At 63.9% G+C, this 19,977-nt stretch carries 20 protein-coding genes; 10 read left to right on the top strand and 10 right to left on the bottom strand.

Annotation, left to right across the window (positions count from 1 at the left end; all coding sequences use genetic code 11):
* Positions 1–6: 6 nt before the first annotated feature.
* On the top strand, positions 7–609 hold the full coding sequence (locus BN2694_RS03160) for a MogA/MoaB family molybdenum cofactor biosynthesis protein (RefSeq protein WP_135662541.1): 603 nt from the start codon (positions 7–9) through the stop codon (positions 607–609).
* A gap of 104 nt (positions 610–713) precedes the next feature.
* A complete protein-coding gene (locus BN2694_RS03155; protein WP_135662539.1) occupies positions 714–1,385 on the top strand; it encodes an MBL fold metallo-hydrolase in 672 nt (223 codons plus the stop codon).
* Positions 1,386–1,394: 9 nt separating this feature from the next.
* On the opposite strand, the gene BN2694_RS03150 is transcribed toward BN2694_RS03155, so the two are convergent.
* The 4 genes from BN2694_RS03150 to BN2694_RS03135 all read right to left on the bottom strand — a co-directional run bounded on the left by BN2694_RS03150 (position 1,395) and on the right by BN2694_RS03135 (position 4,846).
* Positions 1,395–1,709, bottom strand: coding sequence for a DUF7126 family protein (locus BN2694_RS03150; protein WP_135662537.1), 315 nt, complete (start codon positions 1,707–1,709; stop codon positions 1,395–1,397).
* Between the two features lies 1 nt (position 1,710).
* Complete coding sequence (guaA, locus tag BN2694_RS03145; RefSeq protein WP_135662535.1) at positions 1,711–2,628, bottom strand: glutamine-hydrolyzing GMP synthase; 918 nt, start codon at positions 2,626–2,628, stop codon at positions 1,711–1,713.
* 220 nt (positions 2,629–2,848) lie between these two features.
* Positions 2,849–3,097 (bottom strand): hypothetical protein, encoded by a 249-nt coding sequence (locus tag BN2694_RS03140; RefSeq protein ID WP_135662533.1) that lies wholly within the window; start codon positions 3,095–3,097, stop codon positions 2,849–2,851.
* 87 nt (positions 3,098–3,184) lie between these two features.
* A complete protein-coding gene (locus tag BN2694_RS03135) occupies positions 3,185–4,846 on the bottom strand; it encodes a CTP synthase (RefSeq protein ID WP_135662531.1) in 1,662 nt (553 codons plus the stop codon).
* Positions 4,847–4,974: 128 nt separating this feature from the next.
* Between BN2694_RS03135 and BN2694_RS03130 the strand changes: the two genes are divergently transcribed.
* From BN2694_RS03130 to BN2694_RS03115, 4 genes are all read left to right on the top strand, one after another.
* Complete coding sequence (locus BN2694_RS03130) at positions 4,975–5,769, top strand: PspA/IM30 family protein (protein WP_135662529.1); 795 nt, start codon at positions 4,975–4,977, stop codon at positions 5,767–5,769.
* Positions 5,770–6,049: 280 nt separating this feature from the next.
* Positions 6,050–7,906 (top strand): threonine--tRNA ligase, encoded by a 1,857-nt coding sequence (locus BN2694_RS03125; protein ID WP_135662527.1) that lies wholly within the window; start codon positions 6,050–6,052, stop codon positions 7,904–7,906.
* A 93-nt stretch (positions 7,907–7,999) separates the two neighbouring features.
* A complete protein-coding gene (locus tag BN2694_RS03120; RefSeq protein ID WP_135662525.1) occupies positions 8,000–8,437 on the top strand; it encodes a universal stress protein in 438 nt (145 codons plus the stop codon).
* Positions 8,438–8,510: 73 nt separating this feature from the next.
* Positions 8,511–10,055 (top strand): hypothetical protein, encoded by a 1,545-nt coding sequence (locus tag BN2694_RS03115; protein WP_135662523.1) that lies wholly within the window; start codon positions 8,511–8,513, stop codon positions 10,053–10,055.
* On the opposite strand, the gene BN2694_RS03110 is transcribed toward BN2694_RS03115, so the two are convergent.
* The gene (locus BN2694_RS03110) at positions 10,056–10,946 is read right to left on the bottom strand and encodes a Vms1/Ankzf1 family peptidyl-tRNA hydrolase (protein WP_135662521.1); all 891 of its coding nucleotides are present in this window, start codon (positions 10,944–10,946) and stop codon (positions 10,056–10,058) included.
* A 48-nt stretch (positions 10,947–10,994) separates the two neighbouring features.
* On the bottom strand, positions 10,995–11,327 hold the full coding sequence (locus BN2694_RS03105; protein WP_135662519.1) for a DUF5802 family protein: 333 nt from the start codon (positions 11,325–11,327) through the stop codon (positions 10,995–10,997).
* Between the two features lie 239 nt (positions 11,328–11,566).
* Here BN2694_RS03105 and BN2694_RS03100 point away from each other — a divergent pair, with 239 nt between their 5' ends.
* Both BN2694_RS03100 and BN2694_RS03095 read left to right on the top strand, forming a co-directional pair.
* Complete coding sequence (locus BN2694_RS03100) at positions 11,567–12,505, top strand: hypothetical protein (protein WP_135662517.1); 939 nt, start codon at positions 11,567–11,569, stop codon at positions 12,503–12,505.
* 150 nt (positions 12,506–12,655) lie between these two features.
* On the top strand, positions 12,656–13,306 hold the full coding sequence (locus tag BN2694_RS03095) for an ArsR/SmtB family transcription factor (protein ID WP_135662515.1): 651 nt from the start codon (positions 12,656–12,658) through the stop codon (positions 13,304–13,306).
* Positions 13,307–13,311: 5 nt separating this feature from the next.
* Here the strand turns inward: BN2694_RS03095 and BN2694_RS03090 are convergent, their stop codons facing one another.
* Positions 13,312–13,827, bottom strand: a complete 516-nt coding sequence (locus BN2694_RS03090) for a hypothetical protein (protein WP_135662513.1) — start codon at positions 13,825–13,827, stop codon at positions 13,312–13,314.
* A gap of 85 nt (positions 13,828–13,912) precedes the next feature.
* Between BN2694_RS03090 and gatD the strand changes: the two genes are divergently transcribed.
* Positions 13,913–15,154, top strand: a complete 1,242-nt coding sequence (gatD, locus tag BN2694_RS03085) for a Glu-tRNA(Gln) amidotransferase subunit GatD (RefSeq protein WP_135662511.1) — start codon at positions 13,913–13,915, stop codon at positions 15,152–15,154.
* Between the two features lie 48 nt (positions 15,155–15,202).
* Here the strand turns inward: gatD and BN2694_RS03080 are convergent, their stop codons facing one another.
* From BN2694_RS03080 to BN2694_RS03070, 3 genes are read right to left on the bottom strand one after another with little or no spacing between them, the layout of a single operon-like run.
* Positions 15,203–15,484, bottom strand: coding sequence for a ubiquitin-like small modifier protein 1 (locus BN2694_RS03080; RefSeq protein ID WP_135662509.1), 282 nt, complete (start codon positions 15,482–15,484; stop codon positions 15,203–15,205).
* A gap of 45 nt (positions 15,485–15,529) precedes the next feature.
* A complete protein-coding gene (locus BN2694_RS03075; protein WP_244605342.1) occupies positions 15,530–17,365 on the bottom strand; it encodes a TrkA C-terminal domain-containing protein in 1,836 nt (611 codons plus the stop codon).
* Positions 17,362–18,594, bottom strand: coding sequence for a potassium channel family protein (locus tag BN2694_RS03070; RefSeq protein WP_135662507.1), 1,233 nt, complete (start codon positions 18,592–18,594; stop codon positions 17,362–17,364). Before BN2694_RS03070 ends, BN2694_RS03075 begins: the two co-directional genes overlap by 4 nt.
* 214 nt (positions 18,595–18,808) lie before the next feature.
* Here BN2694_RS03070 and BN2694_RS03065 point away from each other — a divergent pair, with 214 nt between their 5' ends.
* Complete coding sequence (locus BN2694_RS03065; protein WP_135662505.1) at positions 18,809–19,975, top strand: NAD-binding protein; 1,167 nt, start codon at positions 18,809–18,811, stop codon at positions 19,973–19,975.
* Positions 19,976–19,977: the final 2 nt, after the last annotated feature.

Raw genomic sequence — 19,977 nt, 5'->3', positions numbered from 1 at the left:
AGCTCCATGGTCGATTTCCAGTCTCGCGACACCAGTCGGGGATCGTCGACGGAAGAGCACGAAACAGAGCCCGAAGACACCGACGAGGCGGAAGCGTCACCCGAGGTCGGAGAGCGGACCGGAGAGCGCGCCTCGGATTCGATCGATCGGTCCGGCCTGTTCGTCGTCACCGTCGATGTCGCCGAGGCCACCCGCCTGGCCAGCGAGGGGGTCTGCGACCGCCTCGAGGCGAACGGGCAGACGGTCATCGAGACCGAACGCGTCGACGCGAGCCACGACGTCGTCCAGGCGACGGTCGATCGAACGGTCGCACGCCGTGACGTCGAGGCGGTCGTGACGGTCGGTGGGACCGGCGTCGGGGACGCCGACGTGACCGTCGAGGCCGTCGAGCCGTTGCTGGAGAAGGAACTCCCGGGATTCGGGGAGCTGTTCCGCGTCAGTTATCACGAGCGCGTCGGGACCGACGTCGTCGCCATGCGGCCCCTAGCAGGGATCAGCGACGGGGTTCCCGTGTTCTGTCTTCCCGGCGATCCGGGCGCTGCCGAATTTGCCACCGAGGAAATCCTCCTCGGAGCGATCGACAGACTCCTCGCGGACGCCGGGGACTGACGAACACGTGATAGCCGGCCGGTCGGTGCCGATCGACGGATCGGCACAGTCTGGACCGCCAGCGCACGCGTGACTTTTTCTCGACGGGGACCCAATCATCTCGTATGGCTACAGAACTCGCTGACGGGATCTGGTGGTTCGATCTCCGGGGTGTCAACGCGTACCTCTTCGTGGACGGCGAAGACGTGACACTGATCGATGCCGGTGCCCCGTGGACGAGAGGGGCCTTGCTCGATCACCTGGACGATGCGGGGTTCCGGCCCCGTGACGTCTCACGGATCGCCCTCACACACTATGATCTCGATCACGTCGGTGCGGTGAATCGTTTCGGTACCGACGTTTCCGTGTACGCGGGTGCTCTGGACGCCGCCGTCCTCCGTGGCGAGCGCGTACCAGCCTTGAACAACCGCAAGACAGCCTTCCAGCGTGCCAGTCAGCTCCTGGTGTCCGAACCCGAGCTTTCAGTCGAGACGGTCGCTGACGGCGATCGGGTCGGCGGGCTCGACGTTCACGAGACACCAGGTCACACGCCCGGGCACCTGACGTTCGTCAGCGAGGAGCGATCGGTCGCGTTCGTCGGCGACCTTCTCCGAGAGAGCAACGGCCGGCTCGAAGCATCACCGTGGGCGCTGAGTCACGATACCGGGGCCGTCGAATCGAGTATCCGCCAGTTGGCAACGTTGGATCTCGACGTCGAAATTCTGGCGATGGGTCACGGAACACCGTTCGTCGAACGCGGAGCCGCTCACCTGTCCGATCTCGCCGGGCGGCTGTGACCGACAGGATCAGGCTAATTCTTCGGCGACCGCCTCGGGGTCCAGTAGCGCGGGATCGATCATGAGGTCGGCTTGTCGGGTTGCGAACTCCGGTAGCGATCCCTCGGCGTAGACGACGACGCGAACGCTCGGGTTGTGATCTTTCGCGACGGCGATGGAGGTCGCCTGACTCATCTCCGTCAGCACGTAGACGTCGGCGTTCTCGATGTCCGCGTTCTCCAGTGATTCACCGTCCCCGATGTCGAGGACTGTCACCTCGTGGCCTTCCGCACGGATCGCATCGGCGATCGCGTTCTCGTCAGCTCCGGCGACAAGTACCTTCATCTTACTCGTACTCGATGGTTGCGGGCGGTTTGTGGGTCACGTCGTAGACGACCCGCGAGACGCTCTCGTTCTCCCCTGTGATGCGGCTCTGGATGCGCTGGAGGGTCTCCCAGTCGATCTCCTGGGCACGCGCTGTCATGCCGTCACGGGATTCCACGGAGCGAACGGCAACGACCCATCCGTGGACGCGGTTGTCGCCCTTCACGCCCGTGGCCTTCCCGATCACTGCAGCCAGGGCCTGCCAGGGGTCGTATTCTTCGAGTTCCTCTTCGACGACGTGGTTGGCTTCCCGCGCAACGGAGAGCTTCTCCTCGGTCACCTCGCCGATGATCCGGACGGCGAGTCCGGGACCCGGGAACGGCATTCGTTCGGAGATGATCTCCTCTAAGTCGAGTTCACGGGCCACTTCTCTGACTTCGTCCTTGTAGAGATCGCGCATGGGCTCGACGATCCCCTCGAAGTCGATGACGTCGGGCAGGCCGCCGACGTTGTGGTGGGACTTGATCGTCCCCTCACTCTCGATTCGATCCGGGTAGATCGTCCCCTGGACGAGATAGTCGGCCTCGACCTCGCGGGCGACCGTCTCGAACTCCCGGATGAACTGCTCGCCGATTGCGTGGCGTTTCTCCTCGGGATCGGTGATGCCAGACAGTTCGTCGAGGAATCGTTCCTTCGCGTCGACGATCCGCAGGCTGTCCATATAGTCGAACGTCTCGCGGATCTGTTCGGTCTCTCCCTTGCGCATCAGGCCGGTGTCGACATAGACAGGAGTCAACTGGTCGCCGATCCCATCGTAGGCCAGTGCGGCCGCCGTCGAAGAGTCGACGCCCCCCGACAGCGCGATCACGGCATTGTCGTCGCCGACCTGCTCCTCGATTTCGGCTTTCGCCTCGGGGACGAAAGAGTCAACATCGACCATCAGACACCACCCTGCTGGAAGCGCGTACAGAAAACGCCTCGTTCGGTCGTCGCGGTCATATCAGTACCTACATATGGGCCAGTAAAACGTTTGTGAAAGGGCGGATACTGGGCTGGGAGGGGGTGCTTTGGCCGTTGCTCTATCCGGAATCACGGATCGACGTCTCTGGGGTCGAGCCGTCTCATCGCGGGCTGTCGAAGTGCGTTCGGTCGCGGATCGATCAGGATCGGACCCGGAACGAGACGACCGTCTGCATCCCGTCGTGGCCGTCGACAGACTCAGTCGTCACGTTCAGTCCAAAGACGGCGTCTTCGTCGACGGCATCTTCGGTAATCGACCGGAACTCCTCGGCGCCCGGGTTTTCTTCCAGTACCACGATCCGAACCTGGTTGCGGTTCCGACTCACGTCGGCGACGTCGTACCCACGCGACTCGAACGCTTCTCGGAGGGACTGCTGGTAATCGTCCATACTCTCAGTGTGGCTCCGTTGCCTGTAATACCTCCGGCTGTTCGCCATCGAAGCGTCGGACTCTCAGTCACGAAAACGGACGATCGATCAGACTTCGAGTTCGCTTTCGCGTTCGTCGTCCTCTCGTTTCTCGAGGACGGCCTCGACGAGGCCGACAAACGGCGGGGAGGCTCGCGTCGGTCGCGAACGGAATTCGGGGTGGAACTGCGTCCCGACGAAATAGGGGTGCTCCTCGGCAGCCAGTTCCAGAATCTCCATCCGGCGACCCGAGACTCCCGAGAACGTCATGCCGGCCTCCTCGAGGTCCGCGATGTACGCCGGATTGACCTCGTAGCGGTGGCGATGTCGTTCCCGGCAGGTAGCGTCGTCATAGAGGTCGGCCGCGAGCGTTTCCGGCTCGATTTCGGTGTCCTGTGCGCCCAGACGCATCGTCCCGCCCATGTCCTCGACGCCCTCCTGTTCGGGCAGGATGTCGATGACGGGATGGGACGTATCCGGATCCATCTCGGCGGAGTGGGCACCGTCGAGATCGAGCACGTTCCGGGCGTACTCGACGACGGCCATCTGGAAGCCCAGACACAGTCCCAGGAAGGGGACATCGTTCTCGCGGGCGTAACGGATTGCCTCGATCTTGCCCTCGGTTCCACGGGAGCCAAAGCCACCCGGGACGACGATAGCGTCGACTTCATCGAGTTTGTCGTCGTGGCCGTCCGCGAGCTCTTCCGAATGAATCCACGTCGTCTCGACCTCGACGTTGGTCTCGAGGCCAGCGTGTTTCAGTGCCTCGTGAATCGAGATGTAGGCGTCTTCGAGTCCGTACTTACCGACCAGCGCGACCTCGATCGACCCGGTCTTGTCCTGGGTGACGAGTTCGCGCCAACCGTTGTCCCGCTCGCTTTTGGGTGCTGCCTCCTCGGTGAGTCCAAGTTCGTCCATGACGTACTCGTCGAGACCCTCGTCCTCGACGACCAGCGGGACGTGATAGATGTCCTCGACGTCCGGGTTCGAGAAGACGGCCTCTGTGGGAACGTCACAGAACAGCGCAATTTTCTCCTTGACGCTGTCTTGGAGTTTGTCCTCACAGCGTCCGACCAGAATGTCCGGCTGGAGCCCGATCGACCGGAGTTCCTTGACGCTGTGCTGGGTCGGTTTGGTCTTCTGTTCGCCGTTCTTCGAGTACGGGACTAGCGTGACGTGGGTGAAGAGAATGTCTTCTTCATCTTCTTCGTGGGCGAACTGCCGGAGCGCCTCCAGATAGGGCATCCCTTCGATGTCGCCGACAGTGCCGCCGACTTCGATGATGCAGACGTCACTTCCCTCGGCGACCTCTCGAATCCGGCGCTTGATGTCGTCGGTGATGTGCGGAATGATTTGGACGGTCCGGCCGAGGTAGTCCCCGGCCCGCTCCTTCTCGATGACCTCCCGATAGACCTTCCCCGTGGTGACGTTGTGATCGGAGGTCATGTCGATGTCGAGGAACCGTTCGTAGTTCCCCAGATCCAGGTCGACCTCGCCGCCGTCCTTGAGGACGTACACTTCCCCGTGCTGGTAGGGGTTCATCGTCCCGGCGTCGACGTTGAGATAGGGGTCGATCTTGACCGCGGTCACGTCGAAGCCGGCGTTGGCGAGCAATCGGCCGGTACTCGCGGCAGTGATGCCCTTACCCAGGCCGGACATCACGCCGCCGGTGACGAAAATGAACTTCCGACCCAGCTCCGGATCGTACTCGGTTTCGGGCTCGTTCGGCATACCGACGGTGGGCGGCCCCACCCCTAAACCGTTTCGGGAGCGACCGGGTTCGCCGGTCGCTGTCATAGCACCTGGGCCGTCTCGATACGTGTGAGAGTTTTAAGAACGTCCCTCCCATACGAAACCCTATGGGAATCCTTTCGCGCGCCTCCTATGTTGTCCGCTCGAAGGTCAACGCTCTCCTCAATCGGACGGAGGACCCCTCCGAGACTCTGGATTACTCCTACGAACAACTCCGGGACGAACTCCAGGATGTCAAACAGGGAATCGCGGACCTGACGACCCAAAAGAAACGCCTGGAGATCCAGAAGCGTCGATTGGAGGAGAACGTCGAGAAACACAACGATCAGGCCCGCGAGGCTGTCAAACAGGACCGTGAGGATCTCGCTCGCCAGGCCCTGGAGAAGAAAAAGCAGAAGATGAACCAGATCGAAGATCTGGAGGGCCAGATCGCCGATCTCCAGCGACAGCAGGACCAGCTCGTCGAGCAGAAGAACGAACTCCAGGGCCAGGTCGAGCAGTTCCGGACGAAAAAGGAGACCATGAAAGCCCGCTATGAGGCCGCCGAAGCCTCGGCACGCGTTTCCGAGGCCATGTCGGGGGCTGGCGACGAGTTCGAGGACGTCGGCCGGGCGATCGAACGTGCACAGGAACAGACCGAGGAGATGGAAGCTCGTTCTGCCGCGATGGACGAACTCCGGGATACCGGTGCGTTCGAGGATTCAATCTCCGATCAGGATCAACTCGACCGCGAACTGGAGGAGGTTCGCACGTCAGGGGAGGTCGACGCCGAACTGGAGACACTGAAAGCCGACGTTGGCGAAGAGTCTGCGGCCGAGGAGCGCACTGATCCTGAGGGCGAGGACACCGACGAGAGGGCCGTCGAAGAGGAACTCGAGACGCTCAAGGATCAAGAGAGCTAACGTGGGTCGGTAAGCACCAGCACGTGGTGGCACGCGTCGAAAGTGCGGCCGGTTCTACGGCGACTCAGTCAGGACCGACTATCGATGCCAACCAAGTCGTTGCTGACACACTGTTGGAGCGCCCGGTCACCACCAGTATCCATCCGAGCACGGCGGGGTTCGGCGAGCTAACCTCCATCGTGATCGGGCCGACTGATCGGTCACACGACAGACCTTTCCAGGGTGGAGTCGTGTGACCGCATTCGGCACCCTTTTTACCGGCCGCCGGAACCATTTCGATATGAGACTGCTGTTCGTCCACTCGGATCACTTGGAGTTCGAGACGACCGAGAAGGCAGGGGGCGGTGACCTCGCTGAGACCGAAGGTGTCCCGATGGAGGGACGCATGGAAGATTGCGTAACCGTCTTCATCAGCGTCGAGAGCGACGACGAGGCCGATCTCGACGGCGTCGTCGAGAACGCCATCACTGAACTCGAAGATGTCGCTGGCCAACTCAATACCAACGACGTGGTCCTGTATCCCTACGCCCATCTCAGCGACGACCTCGCCGGACCGGACGCTGCCAAGGAGGTCATGCAACGTCTCGAGGGCGAGATGGAAGCCGCGGGTTACGAGATCCTCCGGGCCCCCTTCGGCTGGTACAAGGCCTTCGAGGTCTCCTGTAAGGGCCATCCGCTCTCGGAACTCTCTCGGCACGTCGCTGCTCACCGCGACGAGGACGAGAACGAGGCCCAGGGAGAACCCGACCGCGAACCCAGCGAGTGGAAGGTGATGACCCCCGACGGCGACCTAGAGAACGCCGTGGCAGCCAAAGACGACGTGGGCGAGGACCTCGTGGCCTTCATCGAGGACGAAGTCGAGGGCATCGTCGCGAGCGAGGGCGAAGAACCGCCACACGTCGACCTCATGCAGGAGAAGGGCTTCGTCGGCTACGACGACCTGAGCGACGTCGGGAACCTCCGGTGGTATCCCCGGGGCAAGCTCGTCCGGGACGCGCTGATGGAATACGTCAACGATCTGGTCGTCGACTACGGCGGAATGCCCGTCGAAACGCCGATCATGTATGATCTGGGTGCGCGGGCGATCGACGAACACGCCGGGAAATTCGGCGAACGTCAGTACCGCTTCGAATCGGGCGACCGCCGGATGATGCTGCGCTTTGCCGCGTGTTTCGGCCAGTTCTCGATCATGCGGGACATGCACATCTCTATCAACGACCTCCCGCTGCGGGTCTACGAGATGTCGACGTACTCCTTCCGGCGCGAACAGAAGGGGGAAGTGACTGGCCTCAAGCGCCTGCGCGCGTTCACGATGCCGGACATGCACACGGCAACGAAAGACATGGAGCAAGCACGCGAGGAACTCCGCACGCAGGCCGAACTTGCCCTCCAGACCTCCGAGGACCTCGATCTCAACTACGAGCCGGCGATCCGGATGACCCGTGAGTTCTACGAGGACAACGAACAGTGGGTCGAAGATGTCGTCGCGGAACTCGGCAAGCCCGCTCTGATCGAGATCATCCCCGAGCGCCACCACTACTGGTCGGCGAAGATCGACTTCGCGGCCATCGACGGCCTCGGCCGGCCGATCGAGAACCCGACGGTTCAGATCGACGTCGAAAGCGCCGAACGCTTCGATATCGAGTACACCGACGGCACCGACAGCCATCACCCGCCGATCTTGCACTACTCGCCCTCCGGTGGCATCGAGCGCGTCTTCGCCGCCCTGTTGGAGGACGCCGCGACGATGGAAACGCCCCAGTTGCCGACCTGGCTTTCGCCGACTCAGGTCCGGTTCATCCCCGTCAATCCTGATTCACACCTCGAGTACTGCGAGGGACTCGTCGACGACCTCGAGGACGCAGATGTCCGCGCCGACGTGGACGATCGCGACGAATCGGTGGGCAAGCGGATCGCCCGCGCGGAGACCGACTGGGTACCGTACTACGTGGTCGTCGGCGACCGGGAGATGGAGGACGACGAACTCGGCGTCAACGTCCGGGCCGACGACGAGGAACGAGACATGTCCCTGGCAGAACTCCGCAAACAGGTACAGAACGACGTCGAAGGATTGCCACAGCAGCATCGGTACCTGCCGCGTCACGTCTCGAACCACCCCAACTTCACCGGTCGCTGACTTTCTCACACCCGCTCGCACGGCGGGATACTGTCGACCGGCGTTACCGTGGCATGTACAACTATTACAGACGGCGCCGTACTAGCAAGTGTAATGTACGATACCATTCTGGCACCGACTGACGGGAGCGGCGGGACGGGAAAGACCCTGGAACACGTCGTCTCGATCGCTTCGGACAACGACGCGACCGTCCACGGCCTGTACGTCCTCGATCGGCGGATGTACCTCGCCGCCGAGAAGGGTGCCCAGGAAGAGGTGATCGACTCCCTCGAGGCAGACGGCGAGGCCGCCCTACAGCGCCTCCGGTCACAGGTCGAGGATGCGGAGGTCCCGGTCGTCACGGAACTGCGAAAGGGGATCCCGCACCGTGACATCCTCCGATACGCGGGGGACATCGATGCGGACCTGATCGTCATGGGAACCCACGGTCGGACGGGCCGCGATCGCCTCACGAACCTCGGCAGCGTGACCCAGCGCGTCGTCGAGAACGCCGACATCCCCGTCCTCGTGGTCGATATCGCTGACGAGTGAGGCTCGATCTGAACGTCGACGTCGGCTGCCGGGGAACTCACGTATTTGTGTCGGGGTTTCGAACAGGCGTTCGATGACGTCACCGGTCGAGCTCGTGAGGCGGTCGCTCGCGGCGGAGTCGGGACGAGTCTTCGACGAACGGGTCGAAACGCAGGCGACGTATCTCCGGGAGCGTCTCGCTGCCGGCGATCTCGAGACTGAAGACTTTGCGATCGGCCTGGAGATGGAAGTGTATGCCGTCTCTACCGACGGATCCGCGCCGCGTCTACGGAAGGTTCCCGACGCCGTTTACGGGGCCAGCGAGCGCGTCAGCAAGGAGCTCGGCCTGCACAACGCCGAGGTCAACACCGAACCGGTGGCCCTCCGGCCGAGTGGGTTCGAATCACAGCGGATCGGGATCGAAACCGCACTCGAAGCGGCGGGAGACGCGCTCGGCACGGACGCCGGATTCGCTCTCGATGCGATGTGGACAGTCCCCACCGAGGGCGGGAGCGAACCGTATCTTTCCGCCCACGAGATCCAGGACGGTGTCACGCTGGCGAGGAACATGCGGGCGGATCCTCGGTATTACGCCATCGACAACGAGGTACTGAGACTCGTCGACGGGACAGTCCCGCTCGCGGTCCCCGGCACGTCCCGGACGTTTCCGACGATTCTCTTCGAGTCGCTGGCCACGTCGATGCAGCCACACCTGCAGATCCCCGACATCGAGACCGTCCCGTCGTATTTCAACGCCGCGATCAGAACGCTCGGCCCCCTGCTCGCGCTCGCGGCCAACTCGCCGTTCTTGCCGCCCGATCTCTACGAGGACGTGGCTGATCCCACGGCACTGGTCACGGAGACGCCACACGAACTTCGTGTCCCCGTCTTCGAGCAGTCGGTCAATTATACCGGCGACCCGAAAGTCCGCGTTCCCGCGGACATCGAACGGACGGCCGACGTGATCGAGCAAATCGCTGTCGACGATCGGTATGCCCCGTTCTTGAGCGAGTGGCTCGACGACGAAAGCGAGGCGGGCACGGAGGCGTTCGCGGACGCGTTCCCGGAGTTCGAGCACAAGCGCGGGACCTACTGGCGGTGGGTCCGGGCGGTGATCGGTGGCGATCCGGTTCCCGACGCCGGCGACGAACGCTCGATCCGGATCGAGTATCGGCCCCTGCCCACCCAGCCGACAGTTCGAGACGTGATCGGTCTCCAAGCGCTGACGGCCGGCCTGTTGCGCGGGCTCGTCGCGTCCGAACACCCAATTGCCGAACTCCCAGCCGAGGCCGCTCGGGAGAGCTTCTACGCGGCCGTCGATGACGGTCCGGACGCCGACCTCGATTGGATCCGCGTCGACGGCACGCGGACGTCGGACGCCGAGGAGATATTCGGAGAAGTCTTCGAGTACGCACGGCGTGGCCTCCGCGAACAGGGGTTCACGGACGGCCGGATCGACGAACTCCTCGGACCGATCGAAGCGCGATGGGAGGAGCGAACGACGCCCAGCCAGTGGAAGAAAGATCGCGTCCGCGAGCATCTCGACGACGGTGACGACCTCGCAACGGCCATCCACACGATGCAGCGGGAGTACGTCACCAGAAGTCGGGACACAGAGACGTTCGCCGAGTGGCGCTGATCAGATCGCGTTCAGCGTCGTCGTCCAGAAGTCCCGGAATGCGTCTTCGAGTGCCGGTTCCGGATCGCCGGTCGCGTCGACTGTCGCGGTCACGTCGGCTGCCGTGTCGATTTCGTCCAGAACAGTCCCTTCCCCGACGAGATAGAGTCGATCCGTGGTCCGCTCTTCGAGGGCGGCCTGACAGCGATCGAGGTGATCGTCGATCTGTTCGTCCCGGAGTCGTTCGAAACGCGCCTGGGAGAACCCACCCTTGGAGTGGTTCCGGCCGAGATCGCTGTCGAATCCGTGGAACGCGATTCGCTCACGCCCCTGGTAGACGCCCATGGCGAACAGGTCCGACCGAACCAGTGCCAGCGTGTACTCTCCCTGGGGCTGGAAAGAGGACTGATCGATTCGGAACTCGTCGTCCCAGGTGACGAACGGCTCGGGGGCGATCGACGGCTCGAGCGCGACGCTACAGATCCCGGCGTCGTCGACGAAGACATAGCAGGGACTCGCTCGCGAGACGAGCGCTGCCCGCTCGCCGAGGATGTCACTGACGGCCGACGGCAGTGAGTTGCTCGTCACGTAGGCCGTGAGCGCTTCTTCCTCGCCTGTCTCGAACGATTCCAGACGGTCGAGGACGGCATCGAGTCGCTCGTCACGGAGGGTCTCTTCACGCCGGACATCGAGTTGGCGCTCGCCGGATTGGAGTCGCTCGACGCGGTCCTCCAGTTCCACGACGCGGTCCTGGAGTCGGTTGACCTCGCGCTCGGCTTCCTGGCGCGCCGTGACGGCGTCGGCTCGCCGCTTCGATTCCGCCTCGAGTTGCCGGCGTGTGTCCTCCTTTCGTTCCTCCAGTTCTTCGATCCGTTCTCTGAGTTCAGTCTTCCCCAGAATATCGTCGAGCATTACCCGAACTCGGGGAGCCCAACGGGCTTAAATCCCGGCGGGCTCCCGTCAGCCGACGCCCGACAGCGAGAGCAACTGTTCGGCACGGTCGTCAGTCGCGAGCAACACTTCCCGGAGCGACGGCGGGTTCTCGATGCCCGACTCGCTCAGTACCGCAGGCGGCACTGCGAGGGTGTCCGCGGGCACAGACTCGACGGCGGACACCGGAAAGTGCCGCGAACCGAGTTTCATTACGAGTGGCGGTCGTTCATCGCCGGAGTCGTCATACAGTTGCCGGCGGATGGCCCGGTGCTGTCGTTCGCACATCGCTGGGGCGTCCCCGCTGTTGGGCTGTACGTACAGCCGACCCAGGTAGTAGGATCGCGAGAACTGTTCAAACATGCGGTACAATAACATATGACATACCGAATCATATAAACCTTTTCCAGCGGTCGAATCGCTTTCGGGACGTTCTGACGAACGGTATCTCGACCGTTGAGCCACCGATACTGGACAGTAACCGATAACCTATCCAGACGGATTGAAAAACGGTCTTGGACTGTCTCATAGCGTTTCATCGGCCCGTGAACGGTTCCGAACGGCCGCTGACGTTTTAGTGTAGTGGGGGTGTAGAATCTCTTATGCAGCCACGAGGTGCCTTCGTCGTCTTGTTGGTGGTCCTCGCGCTCGTTGCCGTGCCGGCGCTGGCCTACGCGACGGCCGGCGTCGATGGGGAATCGGCGGCGACTGCAGAGGTCGGTGTCGCCCAGGTGACGGGCGGAAACGCGAGCGAGGGCACGTTCGGCAGTCAGATGAGTGCCTTCATGCAGTCGAGTGCGGCCACGGCGAGCGACTCTGTCGAGACCGGCATGTGGGTCCAGCGTGTCGACGAGAACGCGTCGACGGCCGCCAGACAGGTTCAAAGCCGGACTGAACGCCTCGAGAACCGCCTCCAGAGACTCGAGGCGTCCCTGGATCGAATGCAAGGACAGGGCGTCAACGTCACTGATCCGGCGACCGCTGGTGAGGTCGCGCGTCTCACCACACGCGTTCGGAACCTCCAGCGGTCGATCAACGAGACCGAACGCGTCGCTGATCGCACTGGCGTCAACGCGGTGCGGCTCGACCGACTCCGCACAGAGGCGGCCAATTTGTCGGGGCACGAGGTGGCCTCGATGGCCCGCAATCTCTCGCTCGGCCCACCGGACGGTGTCCCGGGTGGCCCGCCGGCCAACGCGCCCGCCGGTCCGCCGGACGACAACGAGACCGGTCCACCGGCCAACGCGCCCGCCGGTCCGCCCACCAACGATACGGCGGGACCGCCGGATGATAACGGAGCGGGGCCGCCAGACGATGACGAGACAGGACCACCAGATGACGACGAAACAGGACCACCCGATGACGGCGAAACAGGACCATCCAACGATGGCGAAACAGGGCCACCCGATGACGACGAAACAGGACCATCCAACGATGGCGGGACTGGCCCACCCGATGACGACGAAACAGGACCATCCAACGATGGCGGGACTGGCCCACCAGATGACGGAGCAGGGCCGCCGGACGAGCGATCAACCTAGCAATCCGAAGGCAGCTCGACGGACGCGTGATCGACGGTCGATTCTTGCTCAGTCGTCCGTGGGATGGACGTAACTGTCCTTCGTGAGATGGCCCGCGTTCCCCAATGCTGACAGACACGCTTATCAAGGAGAAGCGGTAACGTCACGTAAATGGAATCCGCCGAGTTGCTGGATCTACTGGGGAACGCCAACCGGCGTCGCATCCTGCGGTTGTTGGCACGCAAGCCCTGTTTCGTTACCGAGATCAGCGACTACCTCGGCGTGAGTCCGAAAGCGGTCATCGACCACCTCCGTCAACTTGAGGAGGCCGGACTGGTCGAGAGCCGGACCGACGACCGCCGTCGGAAGTACTTCTATATTTCACGGGGGTTTCGACTCGAAGTTTCGGCCTCACCGTACGACTTCGGGACGAAGACTGCCTATCCGGCGAGTTCCGGGCTTGATATCACTGCGACGAAACACCTCTCGATCGACGTGGATCCGGACGGTGCCTCAGACCTTCCGGAACTCGCCGTCGAATTGCGCCGGCTGCGCTGCCTCCAGAACGAACTGTCACTGGCTCAGCGATGGGTGCAGGGTCGCATGACGGACGTCATGGAGCAGATTGGCGACGAGATCGAAGAAGGCGAACGGCGCCTGTACGTCGAGATCATGGGCGTTCTCGCCGACGGCCCGACCGACGTCGAGACTGTCTCGCGTGAGGCCGAGGTCCCGCCGTCAGTGGTCGAAGACGTCATCGAGACCTTACAATCCCGCGACGTCGTCGAACAGACGGATGACGGTTGGAAACTCGCCGTCTGATCGTTTCAGACGTTTCGGGTCATGCCCGACCGTAGGTCCCGGCCGAAGTAGTGGCCGGCCAATGCTGCGAGGAGACCGCTCCCTGCACCGAAGACGACGAGTAGCTGGCTCTCTCCAACCAGCGTGACGACCAGAAACTCGGTGAGTGTGCCCAGCGCCGCCGTCACCGCACCGGCCAGGCCGACTTCCAGATACCGGCGTCTGCTTCCGAGGGCGCCGAACGCGAACGCGACGGCGAAGACGCCTCCCAGAGCTGCCAGTGAGCCGAAGAAGGGGATCACGAATCCGAACGTGATGGCCCCAACGACGGTCGTGAGCAGGCTCAGAAGGAACGATCGTACCGAGAATATCGAACCGAACCGCCTCCGGAGTCGACCCAATCGGCCGGTCGACTCCCCTCCGACGCCGCGGTCGGGAGTGTCCCCGTCGACCTCGGCTCTCTCGGCGAGATCGACATCCACCGCGTCCGCGTCCACACCCACCGACCGCTCGCGCGTCTGTTCCTCGGAACGTTCGACCATGTAGGTCCTGAGTGTGCCAGCCACATGGACCTTTCCCGCCCGGGAAAGATGGTTTTACGTCACCCGACCCGATAGCGACGGGTACATGAACTCAGGAGATCGCGTGCGGGTCGATCGCGACGACCGGTCTATCGAGGGGGTCGTCCTCCCCTCCTCGACCGAGGAGACCATCGTGGTGAAACTCCCGAATGGATACAACGTCGGCGTCGATCGCGAGACCACCGAGATGACCGTCCTCGAATCGGGTGTCTACGACATCGAACCGGGCGAAACCAGCGAACAGTCGGCCGTCGAATTCGACGAGGATCTGCCGACCGTCTCACTGATCTCGACCGGCGGGACCATCGCCTCGACCGTCGACTACCGGACCGGGGCCGTCACCGCGCAGTTCGACGCCGAGGACGTCCTCCGGGCCGTCCCGGAACTCGCCGGCCTGGCCAACTATCGGGGCCGTGTCGTCGCAAACATCCTCTCGGAGAACATGACACCCGACGTCTGGGTTGATCTGGCTCGTGCTATCCACGAGGAGATCGAAGCCGGCGCGGACGGCGTCGTCGTCATGCACGGTACTGACACGATGGCCTTCTCCGCTAGCGCCATCTCCTTCATGCTCGAGACCCCGGTACCGATCGTCTTCACCGGCAGCCAGCGGTCCGCCGATCGCCCATCCAGCGACAACGTGATGAACGCCGTCTGTGCCGTCGAGGCCGCAACGAGTGACGCCGCAGAGGTCATGGTCTGTATGCATGCTACCGAGAGCGACGACGTCTGTGCGCTTCATCGTGGAACCCGCGCTCGCAAGAACCACACGTCTCGTCGGGATGCCTTCGAGACGGTCGGTCGGGCCCCACTCGGCGAGGTCGACTACGACAACCGCGAGATCACGTTCCGAGAAGAGTACGACGAACGTGGCGAACCGGACCTGGAACTGCAAGCGGACCTGGAAACGGACGTCGACCTCGTGAAGTTCGTCCCCGGCGCGGAACCGTCGATGCTCGATCCCGTCGAGGGATCGGCGGGCGTCGTGATCGAAGGGACGGGCCTGGGCCACGTCAACACGGACTGGATCGACCGGATCGACGCCCTGACCGACGACGGGACGACGGTCGTGATGACCAGCCAGTGTCTCGACGGTCGCGTCTGTGATCGCGTCTACGATACGGGCCGCGACCTCCTCGATGCGGGCGTCGTCGAAGGCGAAGATATGCTTCCCGGTACGGCAATGGTCAAGCTGATGTGGGTACTGGCCAACCGCGACGATCCTGGGGCAGCTATGCAAGAACCGCTGGCCGGCGAGATCACTGAGCGATCGGTTCCCTGGAACTAACCCGATCAAGTCGCGGCTGTCGATCCCGCTCGTGAATCGGTGTTCGACTCACCCGCCGCTGACTGGCGGGAACAGTGCCAGTTCGTCGCCGTCAGCGATCGCCCGATCCGAATCCAGCGGCTCGTCGACGTCCTCGCCCTCGTGGAGCGTCCGGACGTGCTCGTAGACCGATCCGTCCTCGTCGCGTGCCTCTTCGGCGACGGCAGGGTATTGCGCGAACAGCGTTTCCAGGGTATCAGCGACGGTCGCCTCGGCTGGCACCTCAAGAGTAACCTCGTTGTCGCCCGCTGCTTCGCCCAGCGTCGCAAACAGTCGCCAGGTGACGTTCATACCTGGCGTGCAGGACGCCGAGGGAAAGAACGTTCCGGGGTGGGCTTACTCGGTGTTGCGATCGGTAGACTCCTCGTCATCTGCGTCAGTTCTCTCGTCAGCCAATTCGTCCACGTCTGAGAAGTCATTTGTGTCGGCCAATTCGTCCAGATCGGACAGCTCATCCTCTTCGGTCAGACTGTCCACGCCGGATATTTCATCGACCGACTCCCCGGAATGGCCCTCGCTGGGCTGTAGTGACTCCGCCGCGAACTCCGATTCGCTCTCTCCCTCGGTGTCCGTTGCAGGCGTTCCGTCAGACGGCTCGTCGTCGAACGGTCCCGTCGCCGGGTCTTCGCTCGTCTCCTTTGTGTCTTCGTCGAAGGCGCCCCCTGATGTGTCCTCTTCCGTCTCTTTCGTGTTCTCGTCGAAGGTATCTCCCCACGTGTCGTCTCCCGCCCCTTTCGTGCTCTCGTCGGATGTCTCCTCGTCCGATCGTGAAGCCGTTTCGTCGGCCGCTCGCTCGGGCAGCTCCTCGTCGGTCAGCGTTGTTTCGTCCCCGGGTGGTCGGTCCTCCGTTGATTCGTCCCCGGGTGGTCGGTCCTCCGTTGATTCGTCATCCGCGTTTGCGTCCCGCTCGGCTGCATTCGTCGGCGGATCGCGGCTCGTCGGTTCCGTCACCGACGAGAGTGTACTCGAAGCGCGCTCGCCCGTTCCTTCGGACGCGTCCGCCGCCGATTCGATCCGTCGGATCACGTCTGGTCGAGCGATCACGTACAGCGAGTCCCCGGCTGCGAGAACGCGATCACGCGCGGGAAGCGCCTCGATTCGATCATCTGGTCCGCCGGCGTGGACGGCGACAACTGTCACGTCCAGTGCCCCGATGGGCGTCCCCGCGAGGGAACTCCCGTCGCCGACCTCGACGACGCCGAGTGTCTCCTCGGCCGCCCGAAGCAGTTCCGTCAGCTCCCGATCGGCTCGTTCCTCGACAGGTAGCGTGACGAGTTTGTACCGCTCGTCGGTATCGAGTTTCGACGCATCAGCCGCGTCGATCGCCAGCGTGACGACCTCGCCGGCCGTGCCCCGGACCTCGGCGTTGAGCAGCCGCGTGTGAGGGTTGCGAGTCCACACCTGCACGAGGTCGCCCGCGCTGGCCGCGTGGGCGGGGTCAGCCCGGATCGCCAGTGCGGCGCTTTCGGGTGGAAGCGTCGGCCCGATCCCTGCCGCGCGCGATCCCAACCCGAGATGCGTCACTGTCCCGTCGGCGTCGATCTCCACGTCGACGTGGCCGACGCGGTAGTCCTCCCGCAGGCGACGAGCCAGGCGCTCGCGTAACTCCTCGACGGTCAGACCGCGGGGAAAGACGAACGTCTTGCCCTCCAGGGTGGCCTTCGTGTCTGGATCGACGGGGTCGTATCCGGGAACGTCGTCGATCTCCGCGGGCAACTCGACGGTGATGACGCGACCGACGGCCCTGACGACGCGGCCGAGGGACTGATCGACGGCCATCGGACCGGTCCCGCCGAGTACCGTGCGGGCGAGTCGGTCGCCGATGGTGATCCCGACGAGCGCCCCGACAGTCCCGACGAGAAGTGCGCTCACGTTGAACAGCGCGACCCTGACGCTCAGCACGGCATCGCCGCCCATCACCTGCCCGAGCGCGGTGGTCGCGTTCAGGTAGGCCGCGACGACCGCCACTGCAAGTAGGACTGCCGGCGGGGTCGAAACCTTCTTGCGGGCGTACCAGCGGAACGCGATCGCGACCGCGCCCGCGACCGCCCCTGCGATGATCGCGAGTCCACCGATCTGGGCAGCCGCCTCCAGTACCCCAGCCGTCGTACCCGACGTTTGCAGCGGCGGTGCCGGGACGCCCTCGAATCGAATCGGAACAGACCGAATCACGCTATTGCCTCCCCGAGTTCGTCCAGCCCGTCCCGGGTCCCGACCGCGTACAGCTCGGTCCCGGGTTCGAGTTCCCACGTTCCCGGTGGGTCGAATTGCCAGCCGCTGCCGTCTCTGGCCGCGAGGACCACGGCACCGAACCGTGCATCGAGTCCGGCCGCGCCGAGCGTTTCGCCCTCGAGTTCGCCGCCGGCTCGGACGGTTACCCGACGGAACCGTTTGCCCGCCCGCCGGAGCAGGGAGATAAGTGCGTACTCCCGGCGGGTGCCACGCGCCTCAACGATGATCGTCCCCCGGTCCGAGCGCAATAGCGCCTCGGCGTCGGTCCGCCCGACTGCGATCGTCACCTGGCCGTCGCCGCCCATCGTCGTCGGTGCCCTGACCGGGTCCGGATCCTCTGTGTTCTCGACCGTCCCATCGGGTCCTGTGTCCGGTGCCGTCGAGGGTGGCGTAGTACCGTCACTGCGGGCCGATCGGGCGCTCAGCACCGTTCCCCGGACCTGCGTGTCCGCCGTCACGACGGTCGCTACGTCCCCGCGGGCGAGACCGGTCGGCACCAGTGCGTCGACCGAGACCGCGCGCTTGCCGGACTCGATCCGTTTCGAGAGTCCCGAGAACGGCGGCGCGGCGGCGACGGTCGCCCGCCCGCGCTCGTCGATCGAGACAGAGGCGTCCCCGAGTTCGTACTCGTTTGTGAGGCGTTCGGCCAGTCGGGTTTCCAGCTCCGGTAAGTCGAGGTCGGCCGGGAAAGTCCACTCGCCGCCTGTGATCTCCTCGCGTAGGTCCTCTGGCAGCGGCGGGTATCCCTCAATGTCGGCGACTTCTCCGGTAACTCGAACGCGGACCTCGTTGCTCCCTACCGATTCTATCAGGTCAAGCGAGAGCGTCCGCTCGCCGAGCTTCCGAAGAGACAGCTTCCGTGGCGCACTCGCCCCGAGTTGATCGCCCTTGCTGTGGGCGTATAGCACCATCATCATGATGATCAGCAGAGCGACGACGACCGAGGGGGCGTTGGCCGACCCCGTGATCGAGGGGTCTGCCAGGGCTAGCAGTCCGCCGTTGACCCCGGCCAGCGCCACGCCGAGGACCACCACACCGAATCCCGGGAGCGTGACGCCGGTGAGGTACTTGAACAGGAACCCGAGGACCCAGGCGACCAGGGCAGGGATGATGCCCGTGAGGATCCCCAGGTAGACGCCGAACAGCAACGCGACCGGCAACGATGGCATGGTTGAACCGACCGCGGCCAGTATGAAATCAGTACCGGCTGTCCCGTTTTCTCCCGACCGGGACGATGTCGATCTGTCCCGGCCGCGCTGTCCCCGCAGTTTTCACTCCCGGACGCTATTCCGGCAGATTCCACTCCCGGACGCTATTCCGGCAGATTCCACTCCCGGACGGCATCCCGGCAGACTTTACTCCGGGCCGGCGGAGTATCCGGGTATGGGCAAGGCTCGGGACTGGCTTGGACCGGAGCTGGCGATCTATCTGACGACCGCGGTGGCCGTTCTCTCGGTCGCGACGGGACTGGTCAACGTCGGCGCGCAGTCGATCTCCGGGCCGCTCGAGCCGTTCATTCCGGCCGTGATCCAGCGGACAGCGGGGTTTACGGGTGCACTGACGGGATTTCTCATGCTGGGTTCAGTCGCCGGACTCCGACGTCGCTTGCGGGCGGCGTGGCTGTCGACGATCGTACTTTTGCCGGTGACAGCATTCCAGGGATTGGTTCAGACGAACGTTGCATCCACTCCATTGATCGCCCTCTCGGTGCTCTCGCTGCCGGCGGTCCTGGTGAGCTACCGACGGTTCGATCGAGGGATCGATCTTTCGACGGCCCAGCTGGCCGCACTGCTGGCGCTGATCGGGACGATGGCTTACGGAACGGTCGGGACTTACGCGTTACGCGATGAGTTCGGCGGGGTGGATACGCTTACGGACGCGCTATATTACACGGTCGTGACGGCCTCGACTGTCGGGTACGGCGATGTGATCCCCACCACTAAGGACGGACCGCGGCTGTTTGCCCTCTCGGTGGTCGTTCTCGGGACTGCCTCGTTCGCACTGGCGCTGGGCTCGCTGATCGGCCCGATGATCCAGGCCCGCTTCGCAAAAGCACTCGGTACTATGACACGTTCACAACTCGATCGGCTCGAGGACCACGTCCTCGTGCTCGGCTACGGCGACCTCACGGAACCGATCCTCGAAGAACTCCAGACGACGGTCGAGTTCATCGTCGTGACACCCGACGATACCGCCGCGACAGCACTCGGCAAGCGCGATATCAACGCGATCGTCGGCGATCCCAGTGACGACGAACCTCTCCAGCGTGCCGGTATCGACCGTGCTCGCGCGGTCCTCGTGGCAACCAACGATGACGCCCAGGACGCCCTCGCGATCCTGACTGCCAGCCAGCTCAACCCCGACGCCCGGATCGTCGCTGCCGCGACCGACCGCGAGAACATCGAGAAACTCCGGCGGGCCGGTGCGGACTCGGTCATCAGCCCGGCCGTCCTCGGCGGGCACCTTCTTGTCCAGTCGGCGATGGGTGGGGAGGGGATGGAAGCGATCGCCGATCGAATCCTCGACGTCAAGGAAGAAGACGACATCTGAGC

The sequence above is a fragment of the Halorhabdus rudnickae genome (assembly GCF_900880625.1).
In the GTDB taxonomy this organism is placed as follows: Archaea; Halobacteriota; Halobacteria; order Halobacteriales; family Haloarculaceae; genus Halorhabdus; species Halorhabdus rudnickae.
This window is presented reverse-complemented; position numbering and strand designations above follow the sequence as displayed.